The organism is Ectothiorhodospira marina (assembly GCF_900109495.1).
Classification (GTDB): Bacteria; Pseudomonadota; Gammaproteobacteria; order Ectothiorhodospirales; family Ectothiorhodospiraceae; genus Ectothiorhodospira; species Ectothiorhodospira marina.
In genome coordinates, this window is the sequence record NZ_FOAA01000002.1 from 71917 (window position 1) to 87489 (window position 15573).

Sequence of the window (15573 nt, forward strand, 5' to 3'; positions counted from 1 at the left end):
ACCGCCTTCTTCGAGGTCACCGCATGAGCGCCATTCCCCAGGATTTTGTCAAGCAAACCGCCCGTCTCTCCGACGAGATCACCCAGCCCTTTCCGGGCTCCCGCAAGATCCATGTGCCCGGTTCCCGCACCGACATCCAGGTGCCCATGCGCGAGGTGACCCTGGCGTCCACCCAGACCTCCGCTGGCACGGAAGACAACCCGCCCATCACCCTGTATGACACCTCGGGCCCCTATACCGACCCGGAGGCGTCGATTGATCTGATGAAGGGTCTGCCCGCATTGCGCGAGGTCTGGATACAGGAGCGGGACAATACCGAGCAACTGGAGGGTCCCAGTTCCGAGTTTGGTCGGGCGCGGGCCGATGATCCCGAATTGGCCTCCCTGCGGTTTGAGCATATCCGTGCACCACGCCGGGCGCGACCGGGCCACAACATCACCCAGATGCACTATGCCCGCCAGGGGATCGTGACGCCGGAGATGGAGTTTGTGGCCATCCGCGAGAACTGTCGTCTGCAGGAGATGCGCGCCGACCCGCGTTATGCGGCCCTGCTGCGTCAGCACCCCGGTGAATCCTTCGGCGCCCACATCCCCGAAGTCATCACTCCGGAATTCGTGCGCGACGAGGTGGCCGCTGGCCGGGCGGTCATTCCCGCCAACATCAACCACCCGGAACTGGAGCCCATGATCATCGGGCGCAACTTCCGGGTGAAGATCAACACCAATATCGGCAACTCCTCCCTCACCTCCAGCATCAGCGAGGAGGTGGAGAAACTGGTGTGGTCCTGCCGCTGGGGCGGCGACACCCTGATGGATCTGTCCACCGGCAAGAACATCCATGAGACCCGGGAATGGGTGCTGCGCAACAGCCCGGTGCCCATCGGCACCGTGCCCATCTATCAGGCCCTGGAAAAGGTGGCCGGCAAGGCCGAGGATCTCACCTGGGAACTCTTCCGCGACACGCTCATCGAGCAGGCGGAGCAGGGCGTGGACTATTTCACCATCCATGCCGGTGTGCTGCTGCGCTATGTGCCGCTGACGGCCCAGCGTCTGACCGGGATCGTCTCCCGGGGCGGCTCCATCATGGCCAAGTGGTGCCTGGCCCACCATGAGGAGAACTTCCTTTACACCCACTTCGAGGACATCTGCGAGATCATGAAGGCCTATGACGTGGCCTTCTCGCTGGGCGATGGGCTGCGTCCCGGCAGCCTGGCCGACGCCAATGATGCCGCCCAGTTTGCCGAACTGGAAACCCTGGGCGAACTCACCCGCATCGCCTGGGAACATGATGTACAGGTGATGATCGAGGGCCCGGGGCATGTGCCCCTGCATCGGGTGAAGGAAAATGTGGAAAAGGAGTTGGCCGATTGTTTCGAGGCCCCGTTCTATACCTTGGGGCCGCTGGTGACCGACGTGGCCCCGGCCTATGATCACATTACCTCGGGGATCGGTGCTGCCAATATCGGCTGGTATGGCACAGCCATGCTCTGTTATGTGACGCCCAAGGAGCATCTGGGGCTGCCTGACAAGGAAGATGTGCGTGATGGCATCATCACCTACCGCATTGCCGCCCATGCGGCCGATCTGGCCAAGGGGTTTCCTGGGGCGCAGGTGCGGGATAATGCCCTCTCCAAGGCGCGTTTCGAGTTCCGCTGGCAGGATCAGTTCAACCTGTCACTGGATCCGGAGCGGGCCCGGGTGTTCCACGACGAGACGCTGCCCAAGGAGTCCCACAAGGTGGCCCACTTCTGCTCCATGTGCGGGCCGCATTTCTGTTCCATGAAGATCACTCAGGATGTGCGGGACTATGCGGCCCAACAGGGTGTATCGGCTCAGGAGGCCCTGGAGAAGGGGATGCAGGACAAGGCGGTGGAATTCGTGGAGAAGGGGGGGAAGGTGTACCGGGAGGTGTAGGGTCCTCCACCCTCACCCCAACCCCTCTCCCGCCAGCGGGAGAGGGGCTCAGTGCTGGAAACGCCCTTCTCTCCCACCAGCGGGCGAGGGGCTTAGTGCTAAAAACTCCCTTCTCCCCTCTGGGGAGAAGGGCTGGGGATGAGGGGCGGGGGCCGCCCCCGAATCCTGCAACTACTCCGGCTCCCCGAACCGATCCCCGATCAGCCCCTCCAGGGCATCCAGGGCGTCATCGGCGTCCTCGCCTTCGGCGATCAGGCGCACGGTGGTGCCGCGACTGGCAGCCAGCATCATGATGCCCATGATGCTCTTGCCGTTCACGCGGCGGCTGCCCTTTTCCACCTCCAGTTCAGCCGCGTAACTGCTGGCCAGATTCACGAATTTGGCCGCGGCCCGCGCATGCATGCCCAGCTTGTTGATGATCTCGACTTCCCGGGTGGGCATTTAGCTGTGGGTCTCGCAGAGCAGGATACCGTCATGGCCACCACTGATGGCCTTGTTGACCAGTTCGTGCAGACGCAGGGTGGGGTAGTTGAGGACGCGCACCAGCATGGGCAGGTTCAGCCCCGCAATCACCTGGACCTTGGGGTGCTGGGTGAGGCGGTTGGCAATATTGCTGGGGGTGGAGCCATACATGTCGGTGAGCACCAGCACGCCATCCCCCTGATTGAGGCGGTGATAGGCATCGATGGCCTTGCCCAGCAGCACATCCGGATCCCCGGACTGGGAGACCGCCAGACAGTAGGTGTCCAGAGGAATGGTGCCCATCATGGAACGCGCCGTGCTGAGCAGGTCTTCCCCGATGTGATTATGGGTAATGATCATGAGTCCGACGGACATGCTGGCATACCGTTTCAAGGATCAGGAAAGTTCACGGTGACGAGTGCTCACCGCCTCGCCCCTGAGGCCGCGGAAGTGTTCCGCCAGTCTCTCGGCGAGATAGACTGAGCGATGCTGCCCGCCGGTGCAACCAATGGAGACGGTCAGGTATGAGCGGTTCTCGCCTTCAAACCGCGGGATCCAGGTGGTCAGGAAATCGCGCAATGAGGCAAACATTTCCTCCACCATCGGGTGATTATCCAGGAATTGGGCCACTTCTTCGTCCCGGCCGGTGAGACCACGCAGCAGTGGCTCCCAGTGGGGGTTGGGCAGACAGCGTACATCGAAGACGAAATCCGAGTCCACTGGCGCGCCATGCTTGAAGCCGAAGGACTGGATCAGCAGCGAAATTCCTCGGTCGGCGGCCTGTTCGACCCGTTCGCGGATCGTCTGGCTTAACTGGTGCACGTTGGTGCGGGTGGTATCGATGGCCAGATCTGCGTGATTGGCGATATTGGAGAGCAGTTTGCGTTCCAGGCGGATCGCCTCCCACAGGGGCACGCCATCGCGGGTCAGCGGATGACGCCGGCGGGTCTCGCTGAAGCGCCGCAGCAGGGTTTCTTCCTCCGCCTGGAGAAAGATGACCTGTAGATCCACGCCCATGGCGCGGATTTCATCCACGATGCTGTCGAAGCGATCCAGTTCTTCAATGCCACTGCGGGCATCAATGCCCACGGCGGCTTCGTCGTAGAGGGTGAGACGTGGGCTCCGGAGCTGCGCGACCACTGCCGTGAGCAGGCCCAGGTGCAGGTTGTCGATGCAGTAATAGCCCGCATCCTCCAGGGCATGCAGGGCCACGGTCTTGCCGGAACCGGACAGGCCGCTGACGATGATCAGCTTCATGGTGTTTCGATCTGCATCTGCTTGCGTTGTCGGGTGGCCAGGTCGTCGCCGGCATAATAGCCGCGCAGACGCAGCAGGTGGTTGCGGATGGCAGCTTCCACCATGACGGCCAGGTTGCGCCCCGGTGCCACGGGCAGGGTGATCACCGGAATCTCCAGCCCCAGCACCACCCGGGTGTAACGCACGCCATGCAGGCGGTCAATGTCACCTGCCTGCACCTTGGTCTGGTCCTTGAGATCGATGATCAGGCGCAGGTACTTGCTGTTCTTGATGGCGCTGTCGCCATACATGGCGCGTACGTTGAGCACCCCCAGGCCTCTGACCTCCAGAAAGTTCTCCAGCACCGGCGGGCAGGTGCCGCGCAGGATGTCCGGGGCGATGCGGGCGAATTCGGGCGCATCGTCCGCCACCAGGCGGTGGCCACGGCTGATGAGTTCCAGGGCCAGTTCGCTCTTGCCCACGGCGCTTTCCCCGGTGAGCAGCACCCCGATCCCCAGAACCTCCATGAACACCCCGTGCAGGGTGGTGGTCTCCGCCAGCTTGTTGCTGAAAAAGTAACGCAGGATGTTGATCAATTCATGGCTGGGCAGGGCGGTGCGCAGCAGCGGTACTGACTGACGCTCCGACAGGGTGCGCAGTTCGGGGAGGGGTTCCAGGCTGTCGGTCACGATCAGCATGGAGGATGCGCCGCTGCACAATTGCTCCAGGATGTCCCGCTGGGAGTTTTTGCGCAGCGACCACAGGTAACGCATCTCATCATTTCCCAGCACCTGGATCTGGTTGGGATGGATGATGTTCAGGTGACCCACCAGCGACGGGCTGCCCTGGGGCGTGGATCGGTGCGAAATGCTCCGTTCGCCCCCCAGGGTGCCGGCAACCCAGGTGAGGCCCAGGCGTTCCTCCATGACTTCCATGATGTTGCTGACGGTGAGCGAGTCAGTCATGGGGTCATCCGGTGTCTTCGGTGTCCCAGTCACGCACCAGGGTCAGCAGTTCCGCTGTGCCGGAGGCGCTACGCAACCGGGCCAGGGTCTCCGGATCGGAGAACATCCGCGCCAGCAGCGCGAGGATCTGCAGGTGCTCGTCGGTACAGTCCGCCGGCACCACCAGCGCGAAGAGGATGTCCACCGGTTCGCTGTCGGGGGCGTCGTAGTCCACGCCCTTCTCCAGCTTGAGCAGGGCAGCACAGGCCTCGCTGGCACCCGCCAGGCGACCATGGGGGATGGCCACGCCATGCCCCAATCCCGTGCTGCCCAGGCGCTCCCGGGCCAGCAGGCTGTCAAAGATTTCACCCTGGGTGAGTTTGGGCAGATGATTGGAGAGCATCTCGCCCAGCATCTCCAGCGCACGTTTCTTACTGCTCACGTCCGTCTGGCAGTGCACCCGCTCGGGGGCGAGAAGATCACCGATGTTCATGAATCATTCACTCGATATGGTTGCGGTGGGAGCCTTCCGCCCGGTGGTGGTCCTTGAGCTTTTCCTTATGCTTCACCACCTGGCGATCCAGTTTGTCCACCAGGGCGTCGATGGCGGCGTACATGTCCGTGTGGGTGGCCTCGGCATGGATGCTGTTACCGCTGAGCAACAGGTTGGCTTCGGCCTTTTGCTGCAGCTTCTCCACGGTCAGGATCACGTGCACGTCGATGACGTTGTCAAAATGCCGCTCCAGGCGCTCGAACTTCTCGTTGACGTAGTTGCGCAGGGCTTCGGTCAGGTCGACGTGATGACCGGTGAGGTTGATCTGCATAAGATGACTCCTTAGGGATGGGTAATGATCAAGACAGCTTCGCGGTTGATGTCAGACGAGCCGCTTGCGTTCGTTGGATGGCGGAATGGCCATGGCCTCACGGTACTTGGCCACGGTGCGTCGTGCCACATGAATGCCACGATCCACCAGAACCTGGGCAATCTTGCTGTCACTCATGGGCTTGCCCTGAGGCTCTTCGGCAACCAGCTTGCGGATCATGGCGCGGATCGCGGTGGCTGAACACTCGCCGCCGTCTGCCGTGCCCACATGGCTGGAAAAGAAATACTTGAATTCGTAGATGCCCCGGGGGGTATGCATGAATTTCTGGGTGGTCACCCGGGAGATGGTTGACTCATGCATCTCCAGTTGTTCGGCGATATCGCGCAGCACCAGGGGTTTCATGGCCTCGTCGCCATATTCCAGAAAGGCGCGCTGGTGCTCGACGATGGCGGTGCCCACCCGCAGCAGGGTCTCGTTGCGGCTTTGCAGGCTCTTGATGAACCAGCGGGCCTCCTGGAGGCTGTTGCGCATGTAGGTGTTGTCCTGACTGGAATCGGCGCGGCGCACAAAGCTGGCATAGAGGGGGTTCACCCGCAACCGCGGCGCAATTTCCGGGTTGAGCTCCACCTGCCAGCGGCCCTCTCGCTTGCGTACGAAGACATCGGGGATGATGTATTCGGGCGAACTGCTGCTGATGAGCCCGCCCGGGCGCGGGTTCAGTGTCTGAATCAGGGCGATCACCTGCTGCAGTTCGCCATCATCCAGCCCCAGGCGCCGCTGCACGCCCTTATAATCGCGGGCACCCAGGGCATCCAGGTGTTCACGGGCCAGGATTCGGGCCTGGGCCAGCCAGGGCGTCTCATCCGGAAACTGTGCCAGCTGCAGGCTCAGGCACTCGGCCAGATCCCGCGCGCCCACGCCAACCGGGTCCAGGTGCTGAACCATGTTCAGTACGGCCTCCACCTCATCCAGTTCCAGATCCATTTCCCGGTCTTCGGCCAGGGCGGCATGGATCTGCTCGATGGGTTCGGCCAGGTAACCGTCTTCGTTGATGGAGTCAATGATGGTCAAGGCGATGGCCCGGTCACGCTCACTCATGGACGACAGATGCACCTGCCACATGAGATGTTCATGCAGGCTTTCCGAGGGCCCGGTCTGGTTTTCGAACACGTCGCGCCCGTCGTGATCCGACTGCCCGGCGCTTGAAGGGGGCACATCGTAGATGTCGTCCCAGTTGCTGTCCACCGGCAGTTCATCGGGGATCTGTTCCTGACTGCCTTCGGCGTTGCCTTCTGTCTCGGCGGCGGCCTCGGCCGCCTCTGAAGTCTCGCGGGTGTCGGCCGGGTCCTGCTCGCGCGTTTCCTCGGAGGCGGTGTCCTGATCCGCCTCCGTACCTTCCATGGCCTCGAGCATGGGGTTGGTTTCCAGGGTTTCCTGGATCTGTGCCTGCAACTCCAGGGTCGACAGTTGCAGCAGGCGGATGGCCTGCTGCAACTGAGGGGTCATGGTCAGGTTTTGACCCAGCCGGAGCTGGACGGAAGGTTTCAACATAGCACGATGCGCGCCATCGGGCCGGAGCCCGAGTCTGTGATGCCTGATGATGGAGGCGGGGGCAGGCCCCCGACGTTAATATTGCTGTCACGGGAGATTATACGGTGTGCCGGCAAAAATTGGACCCGTGCCCGGAAAACCCTGCCTGCGGTGAGTGCATGGGGTTTCACAGGCGGAAGTTCTCCCCCAGGTAAACGCGGCGCACCTGCGGGTCGGCCAATACATCCTCCGGCGCACCCTGGCTGATGATATGCCCGCCGCTGAGAATATAGGCCCGGTTGCAGATGCCCAGGGTCTCGCGCACGTTATGGTCGGTGATCAGCACGCCGATGTTCCGTGACGTGAGATGGGTGATGATCCGCTGGATCTCGATCACGGAGATGGGGTCGACGCCAGCGAAAGGCTCGTCCAGGAGGATGAAGGCCGGTTCAGTGGCCAGGGCCCGGGCGATCTCCACGCGCCGCCGCTCACCGCCGGAGAGACTGACGCCGGCATTGTCACGGATGTGCTGGATCTGAAACTCCTCAAGCAGGGATTCCATTTTTTCCTGGCGCTGGACCTTGTCGAGGTCGCGGCGCACCTCCAGTACGGCCATGATGTTGTCGGCCACGGAAAGCTTGCGGAACACCGAAGGTTCCTGGGGCAGATAGCCCACGCCCATGCGGGCCCGAGCGTGCATGGGTAACTGGGTGATGTCCCGGCCATCCAGGCGGATCTGCCCTTCGTCGCAGGGCACCAGGCCCACGATCATGTAGAAGCAGGTGGTCTTGCCGGCCCCATTGGGGCCCAGCAGGCCCACCACCTCACCGCTGTTGATCTCGATGGAGGCACCGTCCACGGGCTTGATTGCCCGGTAACGCTTGACCAGTTTGTCGGTCTCCAGCCGGCTCATGGGGTGTCGCCGTCCTCCGAGCGGTCGCGGGGCGCGAAGATGGCCTCCACGCGGCCCGTGTCACCGGTGCTGGCTTCCAGCGTGGCGGCTTCCAGGTTGTAGACGATGCGGCTGCCGCGGAATTCGTCATCCCCCTGCCATACCCGGGCCTCGCCGGTGAGTGCCACACGCGGCCCATCCGGGAAGAATTCCATGCGTCGTGCCTCGGCGCGAACCTCCCGGTTCGACTCGTCCCGCGTGGTCAGGGTGGCCAGGCGTCCCTCGGAGACCATGCGCTCCAGTTGTCGATCAGGGGCATGCACGGTCACTTCGTCACCCGTAATGACGGTGTCGCCCTGGGTGATGGTGACGTTGCCCTGGTATACGCTCACCCCCCGTTGGTCATCCAGGTTGGCGCGATCCGCCTCGATGCGGATGGGCAGGTCAGGGTTGTGCTGGCCGTGTGCGGCGGGCATCCAGGCCAGCAAGAGGGTCAGCAGCAGCCTCTTGGAGATGTCAGTGCGGAACATAGGTGCCTCTCACCTGGCTCTCAAGTTCCAGGGTATCCCGGGTCAGGTCCAAAGTCATGCCCACGCCCTCTGCCTCGCGGTGGGTGGTCACCATGCGGGCCCGGGCATTGGTGTGTGCCTGGCGGGGCAGGGTCCATACGGTCACATCCCGGCTGGTGATGGTCATGGGAGGGTGGTCCGGTGCCCCCGGGCGGTCCAGTTGCACGTGACCCAGCAGTTGCACTTCATCGCCGCCGGATGAGACCCAGCCACGTTCGGAACGCAGGGTCCAGTCGGGAGCGGGGGGATGTTCCATGATCAGTACCGGGGATTCCACGTGGCTGGATTGATCTCCCTGGCGTTGTTCCAGGCGGGTGCCGGAGAGCCGGTATTTGAGCTGGCCGGAGGCATCCATGCTCCAGACCACGAAATCCTCGGCAAAGAACTGATTGGCTTCAGGGTCCACCTGGGCAGTCGGCACCACGCGTTGTTCCTGGGCGCTCTTGGAGAGCCAGAAACCCAGGGCGACCACCAGGGCGAGCACCAGAATCAGCAATAGTCCCGAGAAACGTCGACTCATTCCAGGTACGGCGCCAGGGCGGCCTGAAGGTTGTTCTGGGCCTCCAGTATGAATTCGCAGGCCTCGCGTGCGGCCCCGCGACCGCCACCTGCCCGAGTGATGTAGTGGGCATGCTCCCGTACCAGGGGATGCGCGTCGGCCACGGCGATGGCCAGCACGGCGCGACGCATCACGGGCAGATCCACCACATCGTCACCCATGTAGGCAGTGTGCTCGATGCCCACCCCGGCCGCCTCGAGTAATCCGCCCAGCGCATCCAGTTTGTCGCGGCGGCCCTGGACGATATGCTGGATGCCCAGGTCGCGGCAGCGGTGTTCCACCACCTGGGACCGTCGTCCGGTGAGGATGCCGATCTGCACGCCGCTGTCGGCCAGCATGCGGATGCCGTGACCATCCCGGCTGTTGAAGGCCTTGTACTGCTGGCCATCGTCCCCCAGATAGAGGCTGCCGTCGGTGAGCACACCGTCCACATCGAGGATCAGGAAGCGCACGTCACGGGCGCGTTGTCTTGGGGCATCGTTCATGGGGCAAGGATACCATGGGGCGGGTGGGCAACTTCAGACCACGCCGGCACGCAGCAGGTCATGCATGTTCAGGGCCCCCACCAAGTGCTGGCCCCCATCCACGACGGGCAGGGCGCTGATCTTGTGATCCTCCATCACCTTGAGGGCCTCCGCTGCCAGCATCCCGGGCTGCGCTGCCTTGCATTGACGGGTCATGACATCACCAATGCGCGCCGTACGAATGTCGATCCCTCGGTCCAGGGTGCGGCGCAGGTCGCCGTCGGTGTAGACGCCGATCAGGTTGCGGTGCGCGTCCACCACGGCGGTCATCCCCAGGCCCTGGCGGGTGATTTCCAGGAGGGCATCGGCCAGCGGGGCGTCGGCACGTACCAGGGGGATGCGCTCGCCGGTGTGCATGATGTCGCCCACGTGCAGCAGCAGCCTTCGTCCCAGTCGACCGCCGGGGTGAGAGCGTGCAAAGTCATCGGCGGTGAAGCCCCGGGCTTCCAGCAGTGCCACGGCCAGGGCATCTCCCATGGCCAGGGTGGCGGTGGTGCTGGAGGTGGGGGCCAGGCCCAGAGGGCAGGCCTCCGCGGCCACGCTCACATCCAGGTGCACGTTGGCCTCCCGGGCCAGGGTGGAGTGAGGATTCCCGGTGAGGGCAATCAGGGGGGCGCCCAGGCGACGGATCAATGGCAGGATGGTGAGAAGTTCATCGGTCTCGCCGGAGTTGGACAAGGCCAGCACCGTATCCCCGGCGGTGATCATGCCCAGGTCGCCATGACTGGCTTCGCCCGGGTGGACAAAAAAGGCGGGTGTGCCGGTGCTGGCGAGGGTGGCGGCAATCTTGCCGCCCACGTGGCCGGATTTCCCCATGCCCGTGACGACCACCCGCCCGGTGCAGGCCAGCATGTGCTCGCAGGCGCGCACGAAGCGGTCATCCAGGCGGATGATGAGGTCGCGGATCCCCTGGGCTTCGGTCTCCAGGACGGCCCGGGCCATGGCCAGCGTCTTGTCGGGATTGAGCTTCATCGGCGGAACACTACCTCAAGGCGGGAGAGGATTAAACAATGGGATACGGCAAGCCTTTCCACCTCACCCTGGGTGCCCGCGACTGGGAGCATCCGGCGTGGGTGGCGCAATTCTATCCCCAGGACATGCCAGCGTCCTGGCGTTTGTGCTTTTACGCCAACGAGTTTTCCACTGTGCTGCTTCCTCCGCAACGCTGGCAAGGCACCAGTCCGGCCGACTGGCAGGGCTGGCTTGGCGAAGTGCGGGAGGATTTTCGCTTTTTTCTGGAAGTCGGGGGGGGCGCACTGGAGGACGTCGAGCACCTCAGGCGCATGACGGCGACCCTGGGGCCGCAACTGGGTGGTCTGGTGCTGCCGGGTGCGTCGCATGAGACGTTTCAAGAGGCGGTGTTCATGAGGCCCGGGCAGGGTCGCCTTCCGTGCTACTCGGTGGATGCCCCGGCGGCCCGGACTCGTCTGTGGATGGGGCCAGCGACGGAGCCTCCCTGTGCGCCGGTGGGGTGGATGGGCTTGCCTGCCGGCGCGCACCCGCGGATGCTGCGTGAAAACCTGGAGGCCTTTGCTCGATGCGCGGAGGGCCGGTCGGGCGTCTTGTTCCTGGATGCCCCACCCGCCGTCATGGGTCAAACCATCACGGTGGCGCGCTTGCTGGGGTTCACTTGACAGCCCCCGCGCCGCGACTGAAGATGTTGCGTGTTCGATGGGTATGCCATGATCGTCACCCTTCACAAGGAAAGTCGTTATCTCCCCCGTAGCCGATAAAAAGCCGTGGATCGAGATCCGCGACGTGCATTTTGCCCGCGGAGATCGAAAGATCTTTGATGGGGTGGATATCACCATTCCCCAGGGGCAGGTGACGGCCATCATGGGGCCGAGCGGTACGGGCAAGACCACGTTGCTGCGGCTGATCGGCGGTCAACTCAAGCCGGATCGGGGGCAGGTGCTCGTGGAGGGGCAGGATGTGCATCGCCTCTCCTTGCGAGAACTCTATCGCCTGCGCCGACGCATGGGCATGCTGTTCCAGAGCGGGGCGCTGCTCACCGACCTCAATGTCTTCGATAACGTGGCCTTCCCCATCCGCGAGAACACTCGCCTGCCTGAGTCGGTGTTGCGTCATCTGGTGTTGATGAAACTGGAGTCCGTGGGACTGCGGGGGGCCTGGTCGCTGCAGCCCAGCGAACTCTCCGGGGGCATGGCCCGGCGCGTGGCACTGGCCCGGGCCATTGCTCTGGATCCGCTGCTGATGATGTATGACGAGCCCTTCACGGGGCTGGACCCCATCACCAAGGCCGTGATCGTCTCGCTGATCCGTCGCCTCAACGATGCCCTGGCCATGACCAGTATCGTGGTCTCCCACGACGTGGCGGAAGCCAATTCCATTGCCGACTGGGTGTACCTCATCTCCGATGGTCGGGTGGTGGACCAAGGCTCTCCGTCACAATTGCAGCAGGATGCCTCGGCCTGGTCCCGCCAGTTCCTGGAGGGACTGCCCGACGGGCCGGTGCCATTCCACTATCCGGCCCCGGACTATCTGGACGATCTGATGGGAGGCGGGCAATCCTGATGGGCGCATTCCAACGGCTGGGTCAATGGAGTCTGAGCGTGCTGGAGCGGCTGGGTCGCGGGCATGTGTTCCTGTTTCGCACCCTGATGGCCCTGGGCCCTCTGGCGCTGCGACCCCGACTGCTGATTCGCGAACTCTACTCGGTGGGCGTGCTTTCCCTGCTCATCATCGTGGTTTCGGGATTCTTTGTGGGGATGGTGCTGGGCTACCAGGGTTATATCACCTTGGTGGACTTTGGTGCGGCGGAGGCCCTGGGCACGGTGGTGGCCCTGTCCCTGGTGCGGGAACTGGGGCCGGTGGTCACCGCGTTGCTGTTCGCCGGTCGTGCCGGTTCGGCCCTCACCGCCGAGATCGGCCTGATGAAGGCCACCGAACAGCTTTCCAGCATGGAAATGATGGCGGTGGATCCCTTCAAACGGGTGATCGCCCCGCGTTTTCTGGCCGGGGTGATCTCCCTGCCACTGCTGGCGGCCATCTTCAGCGCCGTCGGGGTGATGGGGGGATACGGCATCGGCGTGGGCGTGCTGGGGGTGGATGCCGGGTCTTACTGGTCACAGATGCAGGCCAATGTGGATCTGTTCGAGGATGTGATGAACGGAGTCATCAAGAGCATGGTGTTTGGCCTGGTGGCCGCCTGGATCGCGGTCTTTGAAGGCTATGATGCCCCGCCCACCTCCGAAGGCGTGAGCCGGGCCACCACGCGCACCGTGGTGCATACCGCACTGGCCGTACTGGCCCTGGACTTTATTCTCACCGGGCTGATGTTCGGTGACCTTTGACAACGGGACGGCAAGATGACGACGCGCAGGATCGAGATCACCGTGGGCATCTTCGTGGCCCTGGGCCTGGCGGGCCTTTTCATGCTGGCCCTGCAGGTGAGCAACCTGGGGGAATACCGCGGCGACGAGGGTTACGAGGTGCATGCGCATTTCAATAATATCGGCGGGCTCAAGGTGCGTGCCCCGGTCACCATGTCCGGGGTGCGTATCGGTCGGGTCACGGATATCCGTTATGACCCGGAACGCTATCAGGCGCGGGTCACCATGAATATCTCCAACGCCCATGATTACCTGCCCACCGATACCCAGGCCAGCATCTACACGGCCGGCCTGCTGGGGGAACAATACATCGCCCTGGAACCTGGTGGCGAGGAAGCGGTGCTGGCGGATGGCGATAGCCTCCTGTTCACGCAGTCGGCGGTGGTGCTTGAGGAATTGATTGGCCGCATGATGGTCAACATGACCAGCGATTAGTCCTCGACCCTTCACCCACACCGTTCAGCCCGGGTTCACACCCCGCGGCGCAGGATTGCAGCATCATTGACCCGGAGTCCGTCATGAAGTCATTCATCCATCTCGTGCTGGCCACCGTTGTGGCCCTGGCCACATCCGTCTCCGTTGCCAACGCATCCCTGCCCGAGCAGGATCCGGTGGATCTGGTGACCCGTACGGCTGACGAAGTCCTGGAGAAATTGCGGGAGGATCCGGAGCGGACCCGTGAAGACCCCGAGTTCCTGTTCGAGCTGGTGGACGACATCATTCTGCCGCTGATCGACTGGCAGGGCATGTCGCGATTGATTCTGGCCCGGCACTGGCGTACAGCCGAACCCGAGCAGCGTGAGCGTTTCGTGAAGGCCTTTCGCGGCATGCTGGTGCGCACTTACACCCAGCAGATGGCCGAGCACATGGACAAGGACATTCGCGTACTGCCCCACCGCAGTTTCACGGATGAGCGCATGGCCTCGGTGGCCAGTGAGATCGTCATGGGGCAGGGGCAGTCCAACATCAGCGTGAACTACAGTCTGCGTCCGGTGGACGGGGAGTGGAAGGTCTTCGATCTCACTGTCGAGGGCCTGAGCTTTGTGACCAACTTCCGTACCAATTTCGGTGCCGAGGTGGATCGCCATGGCCTGGATGCCCTCATCACGCGCCTCGAGGAGGGGGATGAGTCGCTGATCGAGGACGCTGTCGAAGCGGGGCAGAGCCAGTGAGCGAGGCCCGCCTGGAGTCTGCTGAGCAGGGCCTGCGTCTGGTGGGCGAACTGACGCAGGAGACGGTACCCAGCCTCTGGGCCGACTCCGTGAAGCGTTTCAAGGCAGGGCAGGGTGGCTGCCGGGTGGATTTGTCTGGTGTGACCCGCACCGATTCAGCAGGGGTCGCCCTGCTGCTGGAATGGATGCGCCTGTGTGGCGGTCCGCACGGTGGCTTGCGGTTCGTGAGCGTGCCGGACCGGATGTGGGATCTGATCCGACTCAGCGACCTGGATGGGGTGATGCCCCTGGAGCGGGACGACTGACGGCCGGATTTCCGCTATCATCCCACCCCCATGGATAAACTCATCATCAGTGGTGGCGGCCCGCTCCAGGGCGACGTGCGCATTTCCGGCGCCAAGAACGCAGTGCTGCCCATTCTGGCGGCCACGCTTCTGGCTGACGGGCCCATGACCATCGGTAACGTGCCGCATCTGCAGGATGTGACCACCACCATGGAACTGCTCGGGCGGATGGGCGTCACGCTGACCGTGGACGAGCGCATGCGCATCGAGGTGGATCCCAACACCCTGCGCGAATGTGTGGCACCTTACGAGCTGGTGCGCACCATGCGGGCCTCCATTCTGGTGCTGGGGCCCCTGTTGGCCCGCCATGGGCAGGCGGAGGTCTCCTTGCCTGGCGGTTGCGCCATTGGCACGCGTCCGGTGAATATCCATCTGGAGGGGCTGGCGGCGATGGGCGCCGATATTCAGGTGGAGGGAGGCTATATACGTGCCCGGGCGCGTCGCCTGAAGGGAGCCAGGCTGGTGCTGGATACAGTCACCGTGACCGGCACCGAAAACCTCCTCATGGCGGCCACCCTGGCCGAGGGTACCACCGTCATCGAAAATGCCGCCCGGGAGCCAGAGATCATCGATCTGGCCAATTGCCTGAATGCCATGGGCGCCCAGGTGAGTGGTGCCGGTACGGATACCCTCACCATCGAGGGCGTCACATCACTCAAAGGTTGCGCCTATGACGTGCTGCCGGACCGCATTGAGACCGGTACATTTCTGGTGGCGGGGGCCATCACCGGCGGTCGGGTGCGGACCCGTAACACCGAGCCCAAGACCCTGGATGCGGTGCTGGTGAAGCTGGAAGAGGCCGGCGCGGAACTGGATGTGGGACAGGACTGGATCCGCCTGGACATGAAGGGTCGTCGGCCACGGGCCGTGAATCTGCGCACGGCGCCCTATCCGGCCTTTCCCACCGACATGCAGGCCCAGTTCGTGGCCCTGAACGCCGTGGCGGAAGGCACGGCCACCATCACCGAGACGGTGTTCGAGAACCGGTTCATGCATGCCCTGGAGATGCAGCGCATGGGGGCCGATATTCGCATCGAGGGCAATACCGCCGTCATTCGTGGCGTACCACGCCTCAAGGGGGCGCCGGTCATGGCCACGGACCTGCGTGCCTCGGCCAGCCTTATCCTGGCGGGCCTGGTGGGCGACGGCGACACCCTGGTGGATCGCATTTATCACATTGATCGCGGCTATGAGTGCATCGAGGAGAAGCTGTCCCAGCTGGGTGCCATCATTCGCCGCGTGCCCGGATGA

20 protein-coding genes are annotated in these 15573 nt (G+C 63.5%); 8 read left to right on the forward strand and 12 right to left on the reverse strand.

Annotated features, from left to right (window positions below; all coding sequences use genetic code 11):
* The first annotated feature begins 23 nt into the window (after window positions 1–23).
* Complete coding sequence (thiC, locus tag BMY52_RS02885) at window positions 24–1913, forward strand: phosphomethylpyrimidine synthase ThiC (RefSeq protein WP_090250709.1); 1890 nt, start codon at window positions 24–26, stop codon at window positions 1911–1913.
* Window positions 1914–2084: 171 nt separating this feature from the next.
* Here the strand turns inward: thiC and BMY52_RS02890 are convergent, their stop codons facing one another.
* The 12 genes from BMY52_RS02890 to BMY52_RS02945 form a co-directional block, all read right to left on the reverse strand.
* Complete coding sequence (locus BMY52_RS02890; RefSeq protein WP_090250712.1) at window positions 2085–2354, reverse strand: HPr family phosphocarrier protein; 270 nt, start codon at window positions 2352–2354, stop codon at window positions 2085–2087.
* Complete coding sequence (locus tag BMY52_RS02895) at window positions 2355–2750, reverse strand: PTS sugar transporter subunit IIA (protein WP_090250714.1); 396 nt, start codon at window positions 2748–2750, stop codon at window positions 2355–2357.
* Between the two features lie 21 nt (window positions 2751–2771).
* Window positions 2772–3632, reverse strand: a complete 861-nt coding sequence (gene rapZ, locus BMY52_RS02900; protein ID WP_090250717.1) for an RNase adapter RapZ — start codon at window positions 3630–3632, stop codon at window positions 2772–2774.
* Entirely contained in the window at window positions 3629–4576 is a 948-nt protein-coding gene (gene hprK, locus BMY52_RS02905; RefSeq protein ID WP_090250720.1) for an HPr(Ser) kinase/phosphatase, read from the reverse strand. The genes rapZ and hprK overlap by 4 nt, the downstream gene beginning before the upstream one ends.
* A 4-nt stretch (window positions 4577–4580) precedes the next feature.
* A complete protein-coding gene (locus BMY52_RS02910; RefSeq protein ID WP_090250722.1) occupies window positions 4581–5048 on the reverse strand; it encodes a PTS sugar transporter subunit IIA in 468 nt (155 codons plus the stop codon).
* A 7-nt stretch (window positions 5049–5055) separates the two neighbouring features.
* On the reverse strand, window positions 5056–5379 hold the full coding sequence (gene hpf / locus BMY52_RS02915) for a ribosome hibernation-promoting factor, HPF/YfiA family (RefSeq protein ID WP_090250725.1): 324 nt from the start codon (window positions 5377–5379) through the stop codon (window positions 5056–5058).
* 51 nt (window positions 5380–5430) lie between these two features.
* A complete protein-coding gene (locus tag BMY52_RS02920; RefSeq protein ID WP_177169821.1) occupies window positions 5431–6930 on the reverse strand; it encodes an RNA polymerase factor sigma-54 in 1500 nt (499 codons plus the stop codon).
* A gap of 166 nt (window positions 6931–7096) precedes the next feature.
* Complete coding sequence (gene lptB / locus BMY52_RS02925) at window positions 7097–7822, reverse strand: LPS export ABC transporter ATP-binding protein (RefSeq protein ID WP_090250727.1); 726 nt, start codon at window positions 7820–7822, stop codon at window positions 7097–7099.
* Window positions 7819–8331, reverse strand: a complete 513-nt coding sequence (gene lptA / locus BMY52_RS02930; protein ID WP_238626812.1) for a lipopolysaccharide transport periplasmic protein LptA — start codon at window positions 8329–8331, stop codon at window positions 7819–7821. The genes lptB and lptA overlap by 4 nt, the downstream gene beginning before the upstream one ends.
* Window positions 8318–8890, reverse strand: a complete 573-nt coding sequence (gene lptC, locus BMY52_RS02935; RefSeq protein WP_090250730.1) for an LPS export ABC transporter periplasmic protein LptC — start codon at window positions 8888–8890, stop codon at window positions 8318–8320. Before lptC ends, lptA begins: the two co-directional genes overlap by 14 nt.
* Window positions 8887–9414 carry a 3-deoxy-manno-octulosonate-8-phosphatase KdsC gene (gene kdsC / locus BMY52_RS02940; protein WP_090250732.1) on the reverse strand — a complete coding sequence of 176 codons (528 nt, stop codon included), beginning with the start codon at window positions 9412–9414 and terminating at the stop codon, window positions 8887–8889. The genes lptC and kdsC overlap by 4 nt, the downstream gene beginning before the upstream one ends.
* Window positions 9415–9447: 33 nt before the next feature.
* Window positions 9448–10425, reverse strand: coding sequence for a KpsF/GutQ family sugar-phosphate isomerase (locus BMY52_RS02945; RefSeq protein ID WP_090250735.1), 978 nt, complete (start codon window positions 10423–10425; stop codon window positions 9448–9450).
* 38 nt (window positions 10426–10463) lie between these two features.
* Between BMY52_RS02945 and BMY52_RS02950 the strand changes: the two genes are divergently transcribed.
* The 7 genes from BMY52_RS02950 to murA all read left to right on the forward strand — a co-directional run bounded on the left by BMY52_RS02950 (window position 10464) and on the right by murA (window position 15573).
* On the forward strand, window positions 10464–11087 hold the full coding sequence (locus BMY52_RS02950) for a DUF72 domain-containing protein (protein ID WP_090250737.1): 624 nt from the start codon (window positions 10464–10466) through the stop codon (window positions 11085–11087).
* A 124-nt stretch (window positions 11088–11211) separates the two neighbouring features.
* Complete coding sequence (locus BMY52_RS02955; protein WP_245740529.1) at window positions 11212–11988, forward strand: ATP-binding cassette domain-containing protein; 777 nt, start codon at window positions 11212–11214, stop codon at window positions 11986–11988.
* Window positions 11988–12767: a lipid asymmetry maintenance ABC transporter permease subunit MlaE gene (gene mlaE / locus BMY52_RS02960; protein WP_218140382.1), complete on the forward strand. Its 780-nt coding sequence runs from the start codon at window positions 11988–11990 to the stop codon at window positions 12765–12767. The genes BMY52_RS02955 and mlaE overlap by 1 nt, the downstream gene beginning before the upstream one ends.
* A 15-nt stretch (window positions 12768–12782) precedes the next feature.
* Complete coding sequence (mlaD, locus tag BMY52_RS02965; RefSeq protein ID WP_090250745.1) at window positions 12783–13241, forward strand: outer membrane lipid asymmetry maintenance protein MlaD; 459 nt, start codon at window positions 12783–12785, stop codon at window positions 13239–13241.
* Between the two features lie 83 nt (window positions 13242–13324).
* A complete protein-coding gene (locus BMY52_RS02970) occupies window positions 13325–13978 on the forward strand; it encodes an MlaC/ttg2D family ABC transporter substrate-binding protein (RefSeq protein WP_090250748.1) in 654 nt (217 codons plus the stop codon).
* The gene (locus BMY52_RS02975; protein ID WP_090250749.1) at window positions 13975–14283 is read left to right on the forward strand and encodes an STAS domain-containing protein; all 309 of its coding nucleotides are present in this window, start codon (window positions 13975–13977) and stop codon (window positions 14281–14283) included. Before BMY52_RS02970 ends, BMY52_RS02975 begins: the two co-directional genes overlap by 4 nt.
* 30 nt (window positions 14284–14313) lie before the next feature.
* Complete coding sequence (gene murA / locus BMY52_RS02980) at window positions 14314–15573, forward strand: UDP-N-acetylglucosamine 1-carboxyvinyltransferase (RefSeq protein ID WP_090250752.1); 1260 nt, start codon at window positions 14314–14316, stop codon at window positions 15571–15573.